The following is a 20,442-nucleotide window of genomic DNA, read 5'->3' as shown; positions in this document are numbered from 1 at the left end:
GCGAGGTCGTCACTGTGTGCGGCGAGCGCCTGCCGGGCCGTCGGGCGGCCGGGGGCCCGGCCCGTTTCCCGGAGCTCCGTCGTGGGGTGCGTCGTGGTCGTGGGGTGCGTCGTGGGGTGCGAAATCGCCCTCGAGGACGCCTTCCGCCGTGTCCACCGTCGGCGCGGTGAAGTGCAGTTGACCACTGGGCCGGCGCGCCCGCAGGCCCTTGGCGCTGATCTCGACGGCGTCCCGCACCGGCTGCTCCTGTTGCTCGACGTGGACCTCCAGGTTGAAGAGGTAGCCGACGGACTCCTCCTTGATGGCGTCCATCATCGCGCCGAACATCTCGAACCCCTCCCGCTGGAATTCGAAGAGCGGGTCCCTGCCCAGGTAGGACCGCATCCAGATGCCCTCCTGGAGGTAGTCCATCTCGTACAGGTGCTCGCGCCATTTGCGGTCGAGGACGGAGAGCACGACGCGCCGCTCCAGTTCGCGCACGACGTCCGTGCCCAGGGCGCGCTCGCGCTCCTCGTACCGGTCGTGGATGTCCTCGACCAGGGCCTCGCGCACCTGCTCGGCGGTGACGTCCGCGCGGGCGCCCGCCGCCGCGTCGAGGTCCTGCGCGGTGACGCGCACGGGGTAGAGCTGGCGGCAGGCGCTCCACAGCCGGTCCAGGTCCCACTCCTCGGCGAAGCCCTCGGCGGTCGCGGCGCCGACGTACGCCTCGACGGTGTCGTCCATGAAGTGGTGGATCTGCTCGCGGAGGTCCTCGCCCGCCAGGACGCGGCGGCGCTCCCCGTAGATGAGGCTGCGCTGGCGGTTGAGGACCTCGTCGTACTTCAGGACGTTCTTGCGGGTCTCGAAGTGCTGCTGCTCGACCTGGGACTGGGCGGAGGCGATGGCGCGGGTGACCATCTTGTTCTCGATGGGGACGTCGTCGGGGACGTTGGCCATGAGCATCACGCGCTCCACCAGCTCGGCGCGGAACAGGCGCATCAGGTCGTCGCCGAGCGAGAGGTAGAAGCGGGACCGGCCGGGGTCGCCCTGCCGGCCGCTGCGGCCGCGCAGCTGGTTGTCGATGCGGCGTGACTCGTGCCGTTCGGTGCCGAGGACGTAGAGGCCGCCGAGCTCCTTGACCTCGGCGTGCTCGGCCGCGGCCGCGGCCTCGACACGCCGCAGGGTGGCGTCGTACCGGTCCGGGGCCTCCTCGGGGGTGAGCCCGGCCGCCCGGAGCTCGGCCTCGGCCATGGCTTCGGGGTTGCCGCCGAGCATGATGTCGGTGCCGCGGCCCGCCATGTTCGTGGCGACGGTGACGGCGCCCTTGCGGCCGGCCTGGGCGACGATCTGTGCCTCGCGCCGGTGGTTCTTGGCGTTGAGCACCTCGTGCGGGACGCCGCGCCCGGTGAGCAGGGCGGAGAGGTGCTCGGACTTCGCCACGGAGACGGTGCCGACGAGGATGGGCTGGCCGGTGCGGTGCCGTTCGATGATGTCGGCGACGACGGCCTCGAACTTCACGGCTTCGTCGCGGTAGACGACGTCGGGCCGGTCGGCGCGGACCATCGGTTTGTTGGTGGGAATGGGCACCACGTGGAGTTTGTAGATCTGGTGGAACTCCGCGGCCTCCGTCATGGCCGTGCCGGTCATTCCGGAGAGTTTCTCGTAGAGGCGGAAGAAATTCTGCAGGGTGATCGTGGCGAGCGTCTGGTTCTCGTCCTTGACGGTCACGTTCTCCTTGGCCTCGATGGCCTGGTGGACGCCTTCGTTGTAGCGGCGCCCCGCGAGGATGCGCCCGGTGTGCTCGTCGACGATCAGGACCTCGCCGTCGGTGACCACGTAGTCCTTGTCCCGCTTGAAGTGTTCCTTCGCCTTGAGGGCGTTGTTCAGCTGGCCGATGAGGGACGTGTGCGCGGAGTCGTAGAGATTGTCTATGCCGAGCTGGTCCTCCAGGAATTCCACGCCGCTGTCGAGGACGGCGACGGTGCGTTTCTTGGGGTCGTACTCGTAGTCGTACGCGGCGCGCAGTTCGGCCAGCTCCAGCTTGCGCTGCGGGGCCGTGAACTTCTCCTCCTGGATCGCGACGCCGCGCATCCGCCGTGCGGCGTCGGCGAAGAACCCGTACCAGTGCGTCGGCTGGTCGGCGGGACCGGAGATGATCAGCGGGGTGCGGGCCTCGTCGATCAGGATGGAGTCCGCCTCGTCGACGATCGCGAAGTGGTGTCCGCGCTGCACCAGTTCGCTCTCGGACCAGGCCATGTTGTCGCGCAGGTAGTCGAAGCCGAATTCGTTGTTGGTGCCGTACGTGATGTCGCAGGCGTACGCGGCGCGGCGTTCGTCCGGGCTCATCTCCGCCTTGATGACGCCGACCGTCAGGCCGAGGAAGTGGTAGGCGCGGCCCATCCACCGGGCGTCGCGTGCGGCCAGGTAGTCGTTCACGGTGACGAGGTGAACTCCCTTGCCCGTCAAGGCGTTCAGATAGGCGGGCAGGGTCGCGGAGAGGGTTTTCCCCTCACCGGTCTGCATTTCGGCGACATTGCCGAGGTGGAGTGCCGCGCCGCCCATGATCTGGACGTCGAAGTGGCGCATTCCGAGGGTGCGCCGGGCGGCCTCGCGGACGGTCGCGAAGGCCTCGGGCAGCAGATCGTCGAGGGATTCCCCGTCGGCGTACCGCTCTCTGTACTCGTCGGTGAGCGCGCGCAGTTCGGCGTCGGAGAGCCGCTCGACGTCCGCCTCGATGGAATTGACCTGATCCCTGACGCGTTCGAGCCTGCGCAGCATTCTGCCTTCGCCCGCGCGCATGATCTTTCCGGTGAGACGTTCCAGTTTGAGGACGGACAACGTGATCCCCTCCTGGTTCCCAGGCCGGTCAGCTCATTGTGGGCGGGGCTCATCGCCGCAGCAAGCAGTCCGGTGACGGGCGGGACGGAGAGCGGCGCACGCGACGTCTTTGACGCGTGCGCCGCTCATTCGGCGGGTGTTCGCCGCCCGCCGGCCCGTCGGGACACGCCCCCGCGGCCCGCTCACCGGGCCGGGGGACGCGGGATCAGCTCTCCTTGATCACCCTTCGTACGTCGGGGCGCGGGGTCTCGGGCAGCTTGGTGTCCGCGATCCACGGGCCCTCGCCGGAGGGGTCGACGACGCCCGCCTCCAGCCAGGTGTACGTCCCGGAGAGGACGCCCTTGACCACCTTGCGGTCCAGTTCGTCGGTGTTGGTCCACAGCCGGTCGAAGAGCTCGTCGATGCGGATGCGGGACTGGCGGCAGAAGGCGTCGGCCAGTTGGTAGGCCTCGCGTCCGTACTCCTCGGTGGTGCGCAGGAGTTCGGCGCGTACGCACGCCGCGCTCATCGCGAAGAGCTCCGCGCCGATGTCGACGACGCGGCCGAGGAAGCCCTGCTTGGTCTCCATCTTCCCCTGCCAGCGGGACATGGCGTAGAAGGTGGAGCGGGCCAGCTTGCGGGCGCCCCGCTCGACGTAGCGCAGGTGGCCGGAGAGGTCCGGGTGGCCCTCGGGGTGGAACTCGGCGTACGAGCGCGGCAGTTGACCGGGGCCCGTGACTAGCTTGGGCAGCCAGCGGGCGTAGAAGCCGCCGGCCCGTGCGCCCGCCTTCGCCTTGTCGGACAGCGTCTTGTCCGGGTCGATGAGGTCGCCCGCCACCTTGAGGTGGGCGTCCACGGCCTCGCGGGCGATCAGCAGGTGCATGATCTCGGTGGAGCCCTCGAAGATGCGGTTGATGCGCAGATCGCGCAGGACCTGCTCGGCGGGGACGGCGCGTTCGCCGCGGGCCGCTAGGGACTCGGCGGTCTCGAAGCCGCGGCCGCCGCGGATCTGGACGAGCTCGTCGGCCATCAGACAGGCCATCTCGGAGCCGTACAGCTTGGCGAGGGCCGCCTCGATGCGGATGTCGTTGCGGTCCTCGTCGGCCATCTGCGAGGAGAGGTCGAGGACGGCTTCGAGCGCGAAGGTCGTCGCCGCGATGAAGGAGATCTTCTTGCCGACCGCCTCGTGGTGGGCGACCGGCTTGCCCCACTGCTCACGGGCGCCCGACCACTCGCGGGCGATCTTCAGGCACCATTTGCCCGCGCCGACGCACATGGCGGGCAGCGAGAGGCGTCCGGTGTTCAGGGTGGTGAGCGCGATCTTCAGGCCCGCGCCCTCCGGGCCGATACGGTTCGCGGCCGGGACCCGCACCCCGTGGAAGCGGGTCACGCCGTTCTCCAGGCCGCGCAGGCCCATGAACGCGTTGCGGTTCTCAACGGTGATGCCCTCGGACGCCGCCTCGACGACGAAGGCGGTGATGCCGCCCTTGTGCCCCTCGGACTTCGGCACCCGGGCCATGACGACCAGCAGGTCCGCGACGACGCCGTTGGTGGTCCACAGCTTCACGCCGTCCAGGACGTAGTGGTCGTCGCCGTCCGGGACGGCCGCCATGGCCATGCGGGCCGGGTCCGACCCGACGTCGGGCTCGGTCAGCAGGAACGCGGTGATGTCGGTGCGCGCGCACCGGGGCAGGAAGGCGTCCTTCTGCTCCTGGGTCCCGAAGATCTTCAGGGGCTGCGGCACGCCGATCGACTGGTGCGCGGAGAGCAGCGCGCCGATCGCGGGGCTCGCGGAGCCGACGAGGGCCAGGGCCTTGTTGTAGTAGACCTGCGTGAGGCCGAGCCCGCCGTACTTCGTGTCGATCTTCATCCCGAGCGCGCCGAGCTCCTTGAGCCCCTTGATCACCTCGTCGGGGATCTTCGCCTCGCGCTCGATGCGGGCCGCGTCGATCTTCGTCTCGCAGAAGTCGCGGAGCTTGGCGAGGAACTCCTCGCCGCGCTGCGCGTCCTCGTCGGGCGGCATCGGGTGCGGGTGGATCAGGTCGAGCCGGAATCGGCCGAGGAAGAGTTCCTTGGCGAAGCTGGGCTTGCGCCAGTCCTGCTCACGGGCGGCCTCGGCGACCTGCCGGGCCTCGCGTTCGCTCACGGACGGTTTGGGGGTTGGTGCGGTCATGAGGAGCTCACCTCGCCGCGGAGTGGGGCCGCCGGGCCCGTCGGCCCGGCCTGCCCGGTCGGTTACTGACTGGTGCTACTGGATCGTTGGTACCCGATCCGCCCCGAGCCCACCAGTCCTCGCGCAGCGTTCGGCGCATTGCGCCCCGTGCGGCCGGGCGCCCGCTCCTCGTACGAGAACGGCCGGAGCCCCCGCACAGTGGGCTCCGGCCGTTGTCCTTCGGGGACGTGGGTCCCTACAGGGCGAGGCCCGTCAGGACCATGACGCGCTCGTAGGTGTAGTCGTCCATCGCGTAGCGGACGCCCTCGCGGCCCACGCCGGACTGCTTGACGCCGCCGTACGGCATCTGGTCGGCGCGGTAGGACGGGGCGTCGCCGATGACCACGCCGCCGACCTCGAGGGCGCGGTGGGCGCGGAAGGCGGCTTGCAGGTCGTGCGTGAAGACGCCCGCCTGCAGGCCGTACTTGGAGTCGTTGACGGCGTCGAACGCGGCGTCCTCGCCGTCCACCTTCTTCAGCGTGAGGACCGGTCCGAAGACCTCCTCGTGGGCGAGGGTGGTGTCGGCCGGTACGTCGGCGAGCACGGTCGGCGCGTACGCGGCGCCGTCGCGCTTGCCGCCGGTGAGCAGCTGGGCGCCCGCGGCGACGGCCTCGTCGACCCAGGACTCCACGCGCCGGGCGGCGTCCTCGTTGACCAGCGGGCCGACCTCGGTCTTCGGGTCCGACGGGTCGCCGGTGACCTGGGCCTCGACGGCCTTGACCACGCGTGGCACCAGGCGGTCGTACACGGCGGCGTCCGCGATGACCCGCTGCACGGAGATGCAGGACTGGCCGCCCTGGTAGTTGGAGAACGTCGCGATGCGCGAGGCCGCCCAGTCGAGGTCCTCGTCGGAGGCGTAGTCGGCGAGGACCACGGCCGCGCCGTTGCCGCCGAGCTCCAGGGTGCAGTGCTTGCGCGGCACCGAGTCCATGATCGCGTAGCCGACCTTCTCGGAACCGGTGAAGGAGATGACCGGCATCCGCTCGTCCTGGACGAGGGCGGGCATCTTGTCGTTGGCGACGGGCAGGATGCTCCACGAACCGGCCGGCAGCTCGGTCTCGGCGAGCAGCTCGCCGAGGATCAGGCCCGAGAGCGGGGTGGCGGGCGCGGGCTTGAGGATGATCGGCGCGCCGACGGCGATGGCCGGGGCGATCTTGTGCGCGCACAGGTTCAGCGGGAAGTTGAACGGCGCAATGCCGAGCACGACGCCCTTGGGGAAGCGGCGGGTGAGGGCGAGGCGGCCCTGGCCGCCCGCGTCGGTGTCCAGGCGCTGGGCCTCGCCGCCGTTGAAGCGGCGGGCCTCCTCGGCGGCGAACCGGAAGACGGAGACGGCACGGCCGAGCTCGCCGCGGGCCCACTTGATCGGCTTGCCGTTCTCGGCGGAGATCAGCTGGGCGATCTCCTCGGTGCGCTCGACGAGGCGGTCCGAGACGTGGGTGAGGGCGGCGGCGCGGACGTGGGCCGGGGTCGCGGCGAACTCGTCGCGCACGGCGTACGCGGCGGCGACGGCCTCCTCGACCTGGGCGTCGGTCGGGACGGCGGCCTTGCCGACGACCCGGCCGTCCCAGGGCGAGGTGACGTCGAGGGTGGTCTCGCCGGTGGTCTGGCGACCGGCGAGCCAGAAGGCGTGGATGGAAGTCATGTCGATTCCCGGCCCTTCCGCGGTGGTGTGTCTGGGGGTACGTCCCTCACGGTAGGGGTAGGCGGTGGGGGTGGCGTTTGTCCGGGGCGGAGTAGTGGCCGGGGGCCTCGTGCCGCTTTGTATGTGTCGCCCTCGCTATTGCGGGTGGAGCCGGGGGGTGGGTGCGCCGTTCCTCGCGCCCCTGGGGGGTGGCTCGTGTCTCTTCGGCTGCGGGTTTGTGGGGGCTGGGTGCGCCGTTCCCCGCGCCCCTGGGGGTGAGCCCCGTCCCTTTCGCTGCGGGTTTGCGGGGGCTGGGCGCGCCGTTCCCCGCGCCCCTGGGGGTGAGCCCCGTCCCTTTCGCTGCGGGTTCGTGGGGGCTAGGCGCGCCGTTCCCCGCGCCCCTGGGGGGCGGGTCCGGGCTGGCTGGGTGTGCCGTTCCTCGCGCCCCTGCGCGAGGCTCGTCAGTCCGAGGGCATTGATGTTGCCTTCAGGGAGAGCCACAGCTCCATGCGGACGTCCGGGTCGTCCAGGGAGCGGCCGAGGATTTCCTCGACCCTGCGCATCCGGTAGCGCAGCGTGTGGCGGTGGACGCCGAGGTCCGCCGCCGCGGCGTCCCACTGTCCGTGCCGGGAGAGCCACGCCCGCAGCGAGGCGACGAGGTCGCCGCGGCCGGTCGCGTCGTGCTCGTGCAGCGCCCGCAGCAGGCCGTCCGCGAAGGCCCGCACCGCGTCGTCGGCGAGCAGCGGAAGGACGGAGCCCGCGGCGAGCTCCTCGTGCTCGACGAGCGCGCGGCCGCGCCGCCGCGCGACGGAGAGCGCCTGTTCGGCCTGTTTGTACGCGGTGGCCGCGGCGATCGGCCCGGCCGGTGCGGAGAGCCCCATCACCAGCTCGGCCTGCTCACCGGAGACGACGGGCTCGCGCCCCGCGACGCCGCGTCCCGCCTCCAGCGCGGCCGCGTACTGCGCGCAGGCCCGCGCGCCCGCCCCGCCGTCCACCACGAGCAGCACGAGCCGTTCCCCGTAGGGGACGACAAGCAGCGCCTCGCCGGAGCGCGCGGCCGCGGCCTCGACGACGTCGACGAGCGCGGCGAGCGGGTCGCCGCCGCCCGAGACCTCGGCCACCGCCGCCAGGACCGCGGCGGAGGCGGGGCCGCCCTCCTGAGCGCCCTCGCCGTTGTCGTCGGCGCCCGCCCGCACCCGGGCCGCCGACGCGGACGCCACCTCGGCGACGACCAGGCGGAAGGGGGCGTCCAGGAGCCCGCCGTACAGGTCACCGGCGACGGTCCGCGCATGGTCCGGCTCGCCCGCGAGCAGCATCCGCAGCACCGCGACGCCGATCCGCTGCTCGGCGGCGTGCAGCGCGCGGGAGCGCTCGGTGGTGAGGGTGAGCAGCGCGATGGCGGAGTGCACCGCGTACCGCTCGGCGGTGCCGAGGGTCGAGGCCGTGCCGACGGCGAGGGCGGCGCGCGGCCTGCGTCCCGTGCCGAGCGAGTGCAGCTCCACGCGGTCCTCGGTGCCCGCGACCACGGAACTGGCGGGCGCCGGGCGCTCCCTGAGGCGTTCGACGTCGGCGGTGAGCCGGGCGGCCCTGCGGGTGGCCCACTCCGGGGCGGTGGCGACGACGGCGCCGGACGCGTCGTAGAGCGCGGCCCAGCCGTCGACCTGTCCGGCGAGCGCGAGCAGCAGCCCTTCGGGGCCGTCGCTCAGCGTCTGCTTGGTCAGTTCGCGCTGGGCGGCGAAGCCCGCCGTCACGGCGCGGTACTGCTCGGCGGCGATGGCGGCGGACACGGCCTTGCTGATGGCGAGGAACGGGGTGCGCCGGGGCACCTCGATGAGCGGCAGACCGGCGTCGGTCGCGGCGTCGAGCAGCGCCTTGGGGATGTCGGGGTAGTGCACGCCGACGGCGAAGCCGAGCCCGACGACACCGGCGCCCGCGAGCCGTTTCACGTAGCGCCGCATGGCTTCCGGGTCCTCCGCGTCCAGCTTCAGCGCGGTGATGAGGAGGAGCTCACCGCCCTCCATGTAGGGCACGGGGTCGGCGAGTTCGCTCGCATGCGCCCAGCGCACGGGGGCGTCGAGCCGTTCCTCGCCCGCGCGCACGGTCAGCTTGAGCGCGGAGTGGTGGACGAGCGAGGCGAGCGTGGGCGGCATGGGACCTTCAGGTCTGCGGCAGGCGGGGCGGGCGGGCTTCCCGGCCCCCGGGGTGCGGGCGCCGGGTGTGGATCTTCGCGATGTGGATCTTTTGGCCGGTCCGTATGAACGACCTGTGTCGATTCTGCCTCACCGTACGGTGCGCCAGGGACCGAACACCACGTACGGGACGATCCGGAAGCCCGCCCGCGATGGGACCCTCCGGGTACCCCTCCCCCGTGGCTTCAGACGCTCCCGCGGCCTCAGGCCCGCAGGTCCACGAGGAGCGGGGGCGCGTACTCGCCCCGCACGTCGGTCAGCGAGAGCACCGCGTGCCCCGGCGGCACCCCGTGTGCCAGCTCGGAGGCGGACCACCGCTCGCGCTCGACCTGACGGACGGTGACGGCGCGGGCCGTCGGGGCGTTGCCGGTGATGACCCGGCGCAGCACGTGCACGGTCTTGCCCAGTGGGGTCTCGGCGATGATCTGCCGGTCGGTGACATCCCGCGCCTCTGTCCACTCCTTGCCCCAGACTTCCGCGAAGTCCTGGCCGTCCCACGGGGTGAGCCCGGAGAGCGCCATGCGGCAGCCGGTCGCGCCGAGCAGGGGGGTGCGCAGCGGACGGGGTACGTCGTCGAGCGTACGCAGGGTCATGACGACGCCCGCGTTGGCGGACCGCAGCCGCTGGATGCGGCGTACGGACTCCGGGGTGACCGTGCCGGACGCGTCGTCGAGGACCAGGCAGGCGAAGAGCGAGCGGTCCTCGCGGGCGGCGGCGCTCGCCGTGAACTGGGCGAGGACGAGGCGGGCGAGGATCCGCGAGGCGTCGGCGTGGCCGCGCTCGGGGAGGTCGATGCGGACGCGGACGGGGTGGTCCAGGGCGCGCAGCGAGAACGGGGTGCTCCGGCCCGAGGTGTCGAAGAAGGCGGCGAACGCGGGCCGGTCGAGCAGCGCGATGCGGTCGGCGAGGACCGCGCCGGGGTCCCCGGGGTGACCCAACTGGCGTTCCCGGGCGTCGAGTTCGCGGATCATGGCGTCGTGGCCCGCCTGTTGCAGTGCCTTGCGCAGCGCGCCGAGCGGGCCGGGCGAGCCGTCGAGCAGGGCGCGCAGTTCGGGCACCGAGGGGAAGCGCCGGTGGACGGCGAGCCAGGGGCCGAGGAGCTGGGCGAGGCAGGTCGTGGAGCGGCGGCTGTCGCCACTGGGGTGCGGGTCGACGAGGTCGCCGACGAGGGCCTCGGCGAGCACGGCCGCGGCCTCGTCCGGGTCGTCGGTGCCGCCGTACAGGTCGAGGTCGTAGAGGGAGTCGGGGTGGCCGACCCGCACCACCACGTCGTAGTCCTCGGCGGGCCCGAGCCCCGCGCCCGCGGCGCCGACCACCACGACGGCGGCCCGCCCGGCGAGGGCGCCCAGGCACAGCGACTCGGCGAGCGGCCACACCACGCGGGCGGTCTTGCCGGACCCGCCGGGGCCGACGGCGACCAGCGAGGTGCCGAGCAGGTCGGGGCCGAGCGCGAGCCCGGTGCCCCGGTAGGCATAGGGGTTACGGGGATCGTCGACCGTCGTCCCGATCCGCACCTGCGCCGTGGCGAGGTCGTGCCGCGCGGCGCGCTGGGGCAGGTCCCGGTCGCCGGACGGATGCATGCAGGCGGCGGCCCCGTCCCGGACGACCGCGTCGCTGAAGGCAGCGAGCGGGCTGCGGCCGGCCCGCACGGACCGCCAGGCCCGCGCGATCCGGGCGTGGTCGACGTCCCGCATGAGACCGGACCGCGCGTCGGCGGCGAGCCGGTCGGCGGCGTCCTGGGCGCCCGCGGCGCGCAGCTGCGGCCAGTGGGCGGGGTCCTCCTCGGGCGGGGGCGGCGGCGCGGGGGCCTCGCGGCGGCGCAAGCGCGGGGCGACGAAGCGGCGCCAGACCTCGGACCAGCGGCCGAGCTTGCCGACCCCGATCATGATGGCGAGCGCGATGAGGACGTAGTAGCCATACCACATGATGGCGTTGCCGATGCGGTCGCCGCTGTAGAGCCAGGCGTCGGGCAGGAACAGTTCGATGGGCAGCACCCACCAGCCGCCGAGGTAGCCGTTCCAGAGCAGCGACCAGAGCAGCCAGCCGACCAGGAACGAGATGAGCGCGCCGCTGAGCAGCTGCCGGGTCGGCACGACCTCCGGTTCCTGCTCCGGCCGCGGCGTGTGCGCGAAGCGCCAGATGCCGGGCGCCGTCGCGGGCCGCGGCGCCCGCAGCCAGGCGAGGAAGGCCGCCCCGTCCGGCAGCGGCGACGCCCCGGGAGCCTGCGCGGGCCGGGGCGGGACCGCGGGTGCCCCGCCCCCCGGACGGGGCACCGCGGACCCGGGCGGAGGCGCCGCCGGGCGCGGCACCGGTGTGGCGTGTGTGCCGCGAGCGTCGTGCGTGCCGTCGGAGTCCATGCCCCTTGCCCCCTGACCAGCCGAACTGTCGTTTCGCGGGTCAATCTAGTGCCCCGGCAGGGGCAGTTCACCGGATACGCGCCCGGACCTGCGGCGATCCGGTATCCGCCGGTCCGCATCCGGCCCGGTATCCGGCCCGGTGCCCCGTTCGCCCGGCAGCCGCCGCACGGCGCGGCTCGCTATGTCCACCACGGACAACCGCCGCGCCCGACGACTCCCCGATGGAGCATGCCCGCCCCCCGGCCTCGCCCCTAACCTGCGAAGAAAGCAGTAGAGCGTCCGCATCGGCGTCCGTATCGTCGCCCCACCCCCCAGGAGCCCCCATGACCGCCCTTCCGCAGGAGCGCCGCGTCGTCACCGCCATCCCCGGTCCGAAGTCGCAGGAGCTGCAGGCCCGCCGTACCGCCGTGGTCGCCGGTGGCGTGGGCTCCGTGCTGCCCGTCTTCGCCGCGCGCGCGGGCGGCGGGATCATCGAGGACGTCGATGGCAACCGTCTGATCGACTTCGGCTCGGGCATCGCCGTGACGTCCGTCGGCGCGTCCGCGGAGGCCGTGGTGCGCCGGGCGTCCGCGCAGCTGGAGCAGTTCACCCACACCTGTTTCATGGTCACGCCGTACGAGGGCTACGTCGCCGTCGCCGAGGCGCTCGCGGAGCTCACGCCGGGTGACCACGAGAAGAAGTCGGCCCTGTTCAACTCCGGCGCCGAGGCCGTCGAGAACGCCGTCAAGATCGCCCGCGCGCACACCAAGCGCCAGGCCGTCGTCGTCTTCGACCACGGCTACCACGGCCGCACGAACCTCACGATGGCGCTGACCGCCAAGAACATGCCGTACAAGAACGGCTTCGGCCCGTTCGCGCCCGAGGTCTACCGCGTCCCGGTCGCCTACGGCTACCGCTGGCCCACCGGCGCCGAGAACGCCGGTGCCGAGGCCGCCAAGCAGGCCATCGACATGATCGGCAAGCAGGTCGGCGCCGAGAACGTCGCCGCGATCATCATCGAGCCCGTGCTCGGCGAGGGCGGCTTCATCGAGCCCGCCAAGGGCTTCCTGCCGGAGATCGTGAAGTACGCGAACGACAACGGCATCGTCTTCGTCGCCGACGAGATCCAGTCCGGCTTCTGCCGCACCGGCCAGTGGTTCGCCTGCGAGGACGAGGGCATCGTCCCGGACCTGATCACCACCGCCAAGGGCATCGCGGGCGGCCTGCCGCTCGCCGCCGTGACGGGCCGCGCCGAGATCATGGACGCCGCGCACGCGGGCGGCCTCGGCGGCACCTACGGCGGCAACCCGGTGGCCTGCGCCGGTGCGCTCGGCGCCATCGAGACGATGAAGGAGCTCGACCTCAACGCCAAGGCGAAGAACATCGAGGCCACCATGAAGGCCCGCCTGTCCGCCATGGCCGAGAAGTTCGACATCATCGGCGACATCCGCGGCCGCGGCGCGATGATCGCCATCGAGCTCGTCAAGGACCGCACGACCAAGGAGCCGCACCCGGAGGCGACCGCCGCCCTGGCCAAGGCCTGCCACGCGGAGGGCCTGCTCGTGCTGACCTGCGGCACGTACGGCAACGTCCTGCGCTTCCTGCCGCCGCTCGTCATCGGCGACGACCTCCTGAACGAGGGCCTCGACATCATCGAGGGCGCCTTCGCCCGCGTCTGAGCACCCGGCGCCCGGCCCCTGTCCGGGCCGGCGTGCGAGGCCCGTACGGATCCCCGTACGGGCCTTTCGCATGGCCGGAAAAGGCCACTGACGTGCACGGACCGCGCGCGGCGGCGGTGGTGTGACCGGATGCGGTCGTCGGGGCGTGTGAAGAAGGTGTGGGGGCCCCATGTCGGGTTGCTGTTCCGTCTGTCGGCCCGCCACGACCTGCCGTACGGTTTCTGCAGATGAGAGAAACACCCGCTCACAGGGGACTGTGGGCGGCACCATGGCGGAGCTTCCCCGGCCCCGCTCTGGTCGTGCCCTTGCGCACGTCCGGGGTCTGCGACTCCGGAACTCCTCACCGATCGGACGGCCGCCCGCCCCAAACCCCCCGGGGCGCGCGGACCACCGGTCCGGAAGGCCGCCTCGGCGCCCCACCCGACGGACTCGCGCAAGCAGACCGGCTCGGACGGGCCCCCGGCCGGTCGACCACCGAAGGGCTAGCGCACTCCCCCCCTTGCGCTAGCCCTTCGGCGCTTCCTCCCCCGGTGGCCCGGCACGGCTCCGCGCCCGCGTCCTCACACCGGGCCCTGGCCGGACCGCCGCCCCTGCGCGTCGAGCAGGTACCCCGCGCGCTTGACGGTGCGCAGCGTGACGCAGCGGTCCGCGATCTGCACCCCTTCGAGCCCGTCCTCGATCCGCGCCTCGAGCCGGGTCACGTCGGTCAGCTCCCGCGTCCAGACGCACATCGCCAGGTTGTACGTCCCCACGGTGGAGACCACCAGACGCGCCTCCTCCAGGCGCGCCAGCTGCGCGGCCACCCCCGCGAGGCGGCGGGCCGGGACCCGGATGAAGTACCAGGCCTGCACGGCCCTTCCGGACATCGCGCGGGCGACGTCCGTCCACAGCAGCACCCGCTGCTGGGCGAGCAGCCGGTGCACCGCCTCCCGCGCCCGGCGCACCGGGACCCCCGTGCGGGCGGCGATCCGGGTGGCGGGCATGCGCCCGTCCTCGTGCAGCGCGGCGAGCACCTCGCGCTCGAACCCGGTCAGGGCGCCGCAGGCGGCGGCATCGCGGGGGCCGGGGCCGGTGAACCGTTCGAGCTGCTCCGGCGGGAGCTCCCCGAGTCGCCACTCGCCCGCGTCCCGGGTGAAGGAGGTGACGAGCTGGGTGCGTACGGCCCGGACCTCGGGGCCCGCGCCGAGCCGGGTCAGGACGTAGTCGGCGAGGCCCGCCTCGTCGGCCGCGCCCACGCCGAGCAGCAGGTTGCGCCCGCCCGACGCGATGTCGAGCGTGCGGCACTCGCGGTCGCGGGCGAGTTCCTCGGCCAGTTCCAGGGGGTTGCCCGCGCACTCCACCTCGACGACGGCCCTGCGGCCGAGGCCGGGCGAGGGCTCACTCGCGGTGACCCAGGCCAGGCCCGCCGCCCGCAGCCGGATCCACCGGCGGGCGACGGTGACGGCGTCCACGCCGAGGACGGACCCGATCTTGGCCCAGGAGGCCCGCGGTTCGACCTGGAGGGCGTTCACGATCTGCCGGTCCAGGCGGTCGACACCCTGACCCGCCAGGGGTGACTCGCCGCCGCTCCCCCTCGGCGCATCGGTACTCACAACCGCCTGTATAGCGCGCCTTCCTGCGCGCTGCTGATCAATTTCGCCCGGATCCTGCACCGCACTCCTCGCCGCCCGACCGCTGGACGAAGATCGCGATCCGTGGCCGCTGCACTCCACCGGCCCCACCAACAGGCCTTCGCTGGAGGAAAGTTGACCATCCCCGAGTTCTCGCGGCGTCGTTTTCTGCGGACGACCACAGTGGTGGGCGCGGCGGCCACGACCGGCGCGCTGGCGGGCGCAGGACCCGCACACGCGGCGCCCGCCGCCGGTCCGGCCGGTCCCGCCGCCACCGCGGGCGCCGCCGGGACCTCGCTGCGCTTCACCGCCGCCACCACCGGCTCCGCCTCCCTCGCGGGCGACCGGCTGGTCGCCGAGGTGCAGGGCGTGCTGTGGTCCCTGCCGCGCAAGGGCGGCGAGGCCGTGCCGCTCACCCCGGCGGACCTGGAGCCGACGCGTCCGGTGCACTCGCCCGACGGGCGGTCCATCGCCGTCTGCGCGTTCCGCTCGGGCACCTTCCAGATCTGGACGCTGAAGCCGGACGGCTCCGAGCTGACCCAACGCACCGAAGGCCCGTGGGACTGCCGCGGCCCCGCCTGGTCGCCGGACGGCAAGCGGCTCGCCTTCGCCTCCGAGCGCGACGGCGATCCGGTCGCCGGCGCCCCCTTCCGCATCTGGACCCTGGAGCTGGCCACCGGCGAGCTGACCCGGCTGACCGGCCGCCCCGGCCAGCGGGGCCCCGTCCAGGACGGCGCGTGGGAGGACTTCGACCCGGTCTGGTCCCCGGACGGCAAGCGGGTGCTGTTCGTGCGCGCCGCGGTGACGTCGGGCGCGCTCGACGCCCGCACGATCGTCTCCGTGGCCGCCGACGGCAGCGGCCCCGTCACCGTGGAGCACACCGACACCGGCACCGACCAGCTCCTCGTGCCCGCCGTCTCCTCCGACGGCACGCTCGCCTACCTACGGACGGCGGCCGCGCCCAACGCGGGCTGCACCCTCGTCGTGGCCGGCGAGACCGTGGCGGTGGGCGGCGACATCGCGCCCGTACCGCCCCGCTGGATCTCCGCCAAGGAGCTGCTCCTCACCGTCGACGGCCGCTTCACCGTCGTACGGCCCGCCGCCCCCGGCACCCGTGAGGACATCCCCTTCACCGCGCCCCTGCCCCTCGACCGGCCGGACTACCGGGTCAAGTCCTTCGACCTGGACGGCACCGGGAGCCGCCCGGTGCGCGCCTTCGACCTGCCCGCGCTCTCCCCCGACGGCAGGCAGGTCGCCTTCACCGCTCTCAACTCCCTCTGGATCGGCGACGTTTCGGGCGGCAGGGCGCCGCGCCGGGTGACCCGGGCCAAGGCGACCGGATACCTCTACGCGGCGGCGTGGACGCCCGACGGCAAGGCCCTGCTCTACTCCGACGACCGCGACGGCATGCCCGCCGTCCGGCGACGGGAGCTGGCCGACGGCAAGGAGACGGTGATCGCCTCCGGCGGCCGGATCCTGCCGGCGCTCTCCCCCGACGGCAACCGCCTCGCCTGCTTCGACCTCGCGACGAACCTCCTGGTACGGGACCTGCGCACCGGCGAGGAGAAGAAGCTGGCCGCCAGTCCGCCCGGCGGCGAGATCTCCGGCCGCCCCAGCTGGTCCCCCGACGGCCGCCGGGTCGCGGTCAGCGTCCGCAATCGCGTCAACCAGCGCTTCCGTGAGGGCTACAACCTCATCCGGGTGATCGACACCACCGACGGCTCCGCCGCGACGCACGCGGTGGCGCCGCACACCTCCATCTCCGACCGCACCAGCAACGGCCCGGTCTGGTCCCCGGACGGCCGGTACATGGCCGCCGTCGTCGAGTCCGCGCTGTGGCTGCTGCCGGTGCGCCCCGACGGCACCCCCGACGGCAAGCCCCGCACCTTCCCCGGCGAGGCCGCCGACCACCCCACCTGGTCGGGCGACGGCCGCCACGTCCTGTACCTGTCGGCGGGCCGGCTCCGCCTCCTCACCGTCGCCGACGGCAGCGTCCGCACCGTCAAGCTGCCGCTCGACCACCGGCGCCCCGCGGCCGAGGACACCGTCGTCCACGCGGGCCGCTTCTGGGACGGCACCGGCGACGACGACAGCGTCCGCGAGGACGTCGACATCACCGTCCGCGGCGGCCGCGTCACCGCCGTCGAACCGCACCGCCCCGGCCGTGCCGCCGCCCGCCGCGTCGACGCCGCGGAGCACACCGTGATCCCCGGCCTGTGGGACGCCCACATGCACCCGCAGCCGAACGTCTACGGCGGCAGACAGGCCGCCCTGTTCCTCTCCTACGGCGTCACGAGCACCATGTCGATGGGCGGCGCCGGATACGAGGGGGCCCGGCTGCGCGAAGCCGTCGCCGCCGGTGAGATGGCCGGGCCCCGGCTGGTGACCGCGAGCGAGGTGCTCGACGGGACGCGGGTCGCGTGGGACAACCGCGTCCACGCGACCCGCGAGGGCCTGCGCCGGACCCTCTCGCGCGGCAAGGCCCTCGACTGGGACTTCGTCAAGACCTACGTACGGGCCCCGGGCTGGGTGATGGAGGAGGCCGCGCGCTTCGCGCACGAGGAGCTCGGCGTGCGCTGCGGCAGCCACAACCTCTCCCCCGGCATCCAGCTCGGCCACGACCTGACGACGCACCTCCAGGCGACCCAGCGTGCCGAGTTCGGCCACGCCACCACCGCGGGCGAGCTCGCCTATCAGGACGTGACGGAGATCTACACCGCCACCGGCGACTTCCACCTGGTCGCCACGCCGTTCTCGGCCGCCCCGCTGATCGGCGCGGCCCCGGACCTCGCGAAGGACCCCCGGGTCACCCGCCTCATGCCGCCGTGGGAGACCTCCCAGGTGCGGGACCTGGCCGCGCAGCCGCCCACCGACGCGCAACTGGCCACCCTGACGCGGGAGATCGACATCTACCGCAGGATCGCGGCGGCCGGCGGGCTCATCGCCATCGGTACGGACTCCCCGGGCATCCCGACCGGCCTGGGCGTGCACATCGGTCTGCGCGCTCTGCGGCGCGGCGGCATGTCGGTCTCCCGGACGCTGCGCACGGCGACCTCCGCGCCCGCGCGGATCTTCGGCCTCGACCGCGACCTCGGCACCCTCGAGGTCGGCAAGCTCGCCGACCTCGCGGTCATCGACGGGGACCCCTTCACCGACTTCGACTCGCTGGTGCGGACGGTGTCGGTGATGCGGGGCGGCGTGCCGTACGAGCAGCGGGAGCTGGTCGACTCCGTTCCCGCGGTGCGGGTCGCGGCGAAGGACCGGGCGCACTGGGAGCGTACGGGCGCGAGGTTGCGGAGCCAGTGCTGCGAGCACGGGCACTGAGGGCCTGTCGCCAGGTGCTGAGGGCTGTCGCCGGGCGCTGAGAGCCCGTCCTCCCCGAACCCTCGCCCGTCCTCCTCGAATCCCCGCCCGCCCGCGCGCCGTGCCCCGCACGCGCGGGCGGGCGATCATTCCTGCCAGGCTGGGGCCATGTCTGCTTCCCCGCCCCCGGGCCCCCGGGGCGTGCCCGCCGCGCCGGAGAGCCGGGCCCCCGCACCACGGCGGCCCGGCCTCTCCCTCTCGCTGTGCGCCCTGCTCCTCGCGCTCCTCACCTGGCAGGTCGTGGCCGACGGGCCGCTGCGCCGCGCCGACGAACGCGCGGCGCGCACCCTCGCGGGCAGCCGCCTGCCGGACCGTGCCGCCGAGCTCCTCGCCGACCTCGGCAACATCACGGTGGCCGTGCCGGTCCTCGTCGCCGTCCTCGCGTACACGGCCTGGCGCGGGCAGCGGTCCGGCACCCACCGCTGGTGGCTGCCCGCGGCCGCCGCGCTGGCCGCGATGGCCGCGGTGCCCCTGCTCGTGGCCCCGCTCAAGGCACTGGTGGACCGGCCGGGCCCGCCCGGTTCGGCCGGTCACGAGGGCTACTTCCCCTCGGGCCACGCGGTGACCGCCGCGGTCGCCTACGGCGCGGCGGTCCTGCTCGTCCTGCCGTGGCTGCGCGGCGCGTACGGCCGCCGCGAACTGGTCATCGGCTGCTGCCTGTTGAACGTCGCGGTCGGGTTCGGGCTGGTGCGACGCGGGTACCACTGGCCCCTGGACGTGGTGGCGGGCTGGTGCCTGTCCGTGGCGCTGCTGCAGGTGATGCTGGTGGTGCTCAGCCGAAGTACGCGTCGAAGTTCTTCGAGAACTCCCGGTTGTTGAAGCGGTCCCAGTTGATCGACCAGGTCATCAGGCCGCGCAGGTCCGGCCAGGTGCCGTGGGTCCGGTACGACCCGCAGTCGGTGCCCTTGGTCAGGCAGTTCAGGGCCTTGTTGACCTCGCTCGTCGGCACGTGCCCGTTGCCCGCGTTGACGGACGCGGGCATGCCGATGGCGACCTTCCGGGGCGGCAGGGGCGGGAAGACGTTGTTCTTGTCGCCCGCCACGGGGAAGCCGGTGAGCAGCATGTCGGTCATCGCGACGTGGAAGTCCGCGCCGCCCATGGAGTGGTACTGGTTGTCCAGGCCCATGATCGGTCCCGAGTTGTAGTCCTGGACGTGCAGCAGCGTGAGGTCGTCGCGCAGGGCGTGGATGACCGGGAGGTACGAGCCCGCGCGCGGGTCCTGGCCGCCCCACTTCCCGGTCCCGTAGAACTGGTACCCGAGCTGCACGAAGAAGGTCTCGGGCGCCATGGTGAGCGTGAAACCGGCTCCGTACCTTGCCTTGAGGGTCTTCACCGCGGAGATGAGGTTGACGATCACCGGGGTCTTGGGGTTCCTGAAGTCGGTGTCGTCGGCGTTGAGGGAGAGCGAGTGGCCCTCGAAGTCGATGTCCAGGCCGTCGAGCCCGTACTCGTCGATGATCCTGGAGACCGAGGAGACGAAGGTGTCGCGGGCCTGCGCCGTCTTCAGCTGGACCTGGCCGTTCTGGCCGCCGATGGATATGAGGACCTTCTTGCCGGCCGCCTGCTTGGCCTTGACGGCGGCCTTGAACTCGTCCTTGGTCTCCACGTTCGGGCATTCGGTCTTCGGGCAGAGGCCGAAGCGGATGTCGCCCGAGGTCACGGAGGTCGGCTCGCCGAAGGCCAGGTCGATGACGTCCCAGCTGTCGGGGGTGTCGGCGAGGCGGGTGTAACCGGAGCCGTTGGCGAAGCTGGTGTGCAGATAGCCGACGAGGGCGTGGTCGGCGAGGGCCGGCTGCTCGGGAGCCGCCGTCGCACGGGTGGAGAGCAGGCCGGACGCGGTGAGCGCGCAGGCGGCGACGGCGACCACGGCGAGACGTCTGACGCGGCTCGCGCGGCTGGTGCGGGGCAACAAGGAGCGGTCCACAACTGCCTCCGGGCATGGGGGGATGGGAGGGCGGGTCGCGCTTAACTTGGTCCAGACCAATTGAGTTGTCAAGGTATCCGACGGCACGCTCCCGCCGGACCGCTCGAGCACGTTCCCGGCGCCGGGCGGCACGCCTCTCGCCTCCGGCGGATCACCCCGCCCCCTCCCCGTCCCCGTCCCGCGCCAGCCTCGCCGCCGCCTCGTGCATCGCCATTTCCAGCAGCGCCGGGTCCGTCAGCGTGCCCGAGCCGTCCGGCGGGACCAGCCAGCGGATGCCGCCGGTGGCCCGCCCCGGGTAGGGCACGACGATCCAGGTGCCGCTGCCGACGCCGCGTACCCCCGTACCGAGCCAGCGGGAGGCCGTGCCCGGCGGCACGAAGAACCCCGTGCGCTCGTCGCCGAAATCGGCGAGCACGGGGCCGGGGCGGTCGATGCAGCGGCTCAGCACGTCGAGCGTGGGATAGCCGAGTTCGGCGGGCAGGATCAGCACGTCCCAGCGCCGCCCGGCGGGCAGCAGCGCGACCCCGCGCGGGTTGCGCTCCCATTCCCGGCGGCAGGCGTCCGGGTCCGGCGCCGCGGACGCCAGCCATTCGACCGCCGCCCGCGCTCCGGAACCACCCGGACCAGTCCAGCCAGTCATGACAGAACCTCTCTCCTGTACGACAACAGTGCGTGTCATGGGGAGAGGGGCTTCGGGGCGCGGCATTACGCG

Annotated in this window: 10 protein-coding genes and 1 pseudogene; 3 read left to right on the top strand and 8 right to left on the bottom strand. The window is 73.2% G+C overall.

Annotated elements, in window-relative coordinates:
* Nucleotides 1-9: 9 nt before the first annotated feature.
* The 5 genes from secA to ACZ69I_RS30285 form a co-directional block, all read right to left on the bottom strand.
* A complete protein-coding gene (gene secA / locus ACZ69I_RS30305; RefSeq protein WP_470835798.1) occupies nucleotides 10-2,778 on the bottom strand; it encodes a preprotein translocase subunit SecA in 2,769 nt (922 codons plus the stop codon).
* Nucleotides 2,779-3,022: 244 nt separating this feature from the next.
* Nucleotides 3,023-4,969 carry an acyl-CoA dehydrogenase family protein gene (locus ACZ69I_RS30300; RefSeq protein ID WP_470835766.1) on the bottom strand — a complete coding sequence of 649 codons (1,947 nt, stop codon included), beginning with the start codon at nucleotides 4,967-4,969 and terminating at the stop codon, nucleotides 3,023-3,025.
* A 235-nt stretch (nucleotides 4,970-5,204) separates the two neighbouring features.
* The gene (locus ACZ69I_RS30295) at nucleotides 5,205-6,650 is read right to left on the bottom strand and encodes an aldehyde dehydrogenase family protein (RefSeq protein ID WP_470835764.1); all 1,446 of its coding nucleotides are present in this window, start codon (nucleotides 6,648-6,650) and stop codon (nucleotides 5,205-5,207) included.
* Nucleotides 6,651-7,090: 440 nt separating this feature from the next.
* On the bottom strand, nucleotides 7,091-8,779 hold the full coding sequence (locus ACZ69I_RS30290; RefSeq protein WP_470835763.1) for a PucR family transcriptional regulator: 1,689 nt from the start codon (nucleotides 8,777-8,779) through the stop codon (nucleotides 7,091-7,093).
* 242 nt (nucleotides 8,780-9,021) lie between these two features.
* Nucleotides 9,022-11,175 (bottom strand): ATP-binding protein, encoded by a 2,154-nt coding sequence (locus ACZ69I_RS30285; RefSeq protein WP_470835762.1) that lies wholly within the window; start codon nucleotides 11,173-11,175, stop codon nucleotides 9,022-9,024.
* A gap of 323 nt (nucleotides 11,176-11,498) precedes the next feature.
* Between ACZ69I_RS30285 and gabT the strand changes: the two genes are divergently transcribed.
* A complete protein-coding gene (gene gabT, locus ACZ69I_RS30280; protein ID WP_467671925.1) occupies nucleotides 11,499-12,833 on the top strand; it encodes a 4-aminobutyrate--2-oxoglutarate transaminase in 1,335 nt (444 codons plus the stop codon).
* Between the two features lie 560 nt (nucleotides 12,834-13,393).
* Here the strand turns inward: gabT and ACZ69I_RS30275 are convergent.
* Nucleotides 13,394-14,425, bottom strand: a complete 1,032-nt coding sequence (locus tag ACZ69I_RS30275; RefSeq protein WP_470835760.1) for an Lrp/AsnC family transcriptional regulator — start codon at nucleotides 14,423-14,425, stop codon at nucleotides 13,394-13,396.
* A gap of 153 nt (nucleotides 14,426-14,578) precedes the next feature.
* Between ACZ69I_RS30275 and ACZ69I_RS30270 the strand changes: the two genes are divergently transcribed.
* Both ACZ69I_RS30270 and ACZ69I_RS30265 read left to right on the top strand, forming a co-directional pair.
* Nucleotides 14,579-17,767, top strand: coding sequence for an amidohydrolase family protein (locus tag ACZ69I_RS30270; RefSeq protein ID WP_470835758.1), 3,189 nt, complete (start codon nucleotides 14,579-14,581; stop codon nucleotides 17,765-17,767).
* Between the two features lie 147 nt (nucleotides 17,768-17,914).
* Nucleotides 17,915-18,625 carry a phosphatase PAP2 family protein gene (locus tag ACZ69I_RS30265; protein WP_470835756.1) on the top strand — a complete coding sequence of 237 codons (711 nt, stop codon included), beginning with the start codon at nucleotides 17,915-17,917 and terminating at the stop codon, nucleotides 18,623-18,625.
* Here the strand turns inward: ACZ69I_RS30265 and ACZ69I_RS30260 are convergent.
* Nucleotides 18,579-19,592, bottom strand: a pseudogene (locus ACZ69I_RS30260) (chitinase); the annotation flags it as partial. The gene ACZ69I_RS30265 and the pseudogene ACZ69I_RS30260 overlap by 47 nt on opposite strands.
* Nucleotides 19,593-19,881: 289 nt before the next feature.
* On the bottom strand, nucleotides 19,882-20,370 hold the full coding sequence (locus ACZ69I_RS30255) for a bifunctional DNA primase/polymerase (protein WP_470835755.1): 489 nt from the start codon (nucleotides 20,368-20,370) through the stop codon (nucleotides 19,882-19,884).
* Nucleotides 20,371-20,442: the final 72 nt, after the last annotated feature.

The organism is Streptomyces sp. NPDC036815 (assembly GCF_055609205.1).
This window is presented reverse-complemented; position numbering and strand designations above follow the sequence as displayed.

Excerpts from the sequence above, each read along its gene's own strand:
- secA (WP_470835798.1), bottom strand. The coding sequence starts at position 2,778 with ATGCGCGCGGGCGAAGGCAGAATGCTGCGCAGGCTCGAACGCGTCAGG.
- ACZ69I_RS30300 (WP_470835766.1), bottom strand. The coding sequence starts at position 4,969 with ATGACCGCACCAACCCCCAAACCGTCCGTGAGCGAACGCGAGGCCCGG.
- ACZ69I_RS30295 (WP_470835764.1), bottom strand. The coding sequence starts at position 6,650 with ATGACTTCCATCCACGCCTTCTGGCTCGCCGGTCGCCAGACCACCGGC.
- ACZ69I_RS30290 (WP_470835763.1), bottom strand. The coding sequence starts at position 8,779 with ATGCCGCCCACGCTCGCCTCGCTCGTCCACCACTCCGCGCTCAAGCTG.
- ACZ69I_RS30285 (WP_470835762.1), bottom strand. The coding sequence starts at position 11,175 with ATGGACTCCGACGGCACGCACGACGCTCGCGGCACACACGCCACACCG.
- gabT (WP_467671925.1), top strand. The coding sequence starts at position 11,499 with ATGACCGCCCTTCCGCAGGAGCGCCGCGTCGTCACCGCCATCCCCGGT.
- ACZ69I_RS30265 (WP_470835756.1), top strand. The coding sequence starts at position 17,915 with ATGTCTGCTTCCCCGCCCCCGGGCCCCCGGGGCGTGCCCGCCGCGCCG.
- ACZ69I_RS30255 (WP_470835755.1), bottom strand. The coding sequence starts at position 20,370 with ATGACTGGCTGGACTGGTCCGGGTGGTTCCGGAGCGCGGGCGGCGGTC.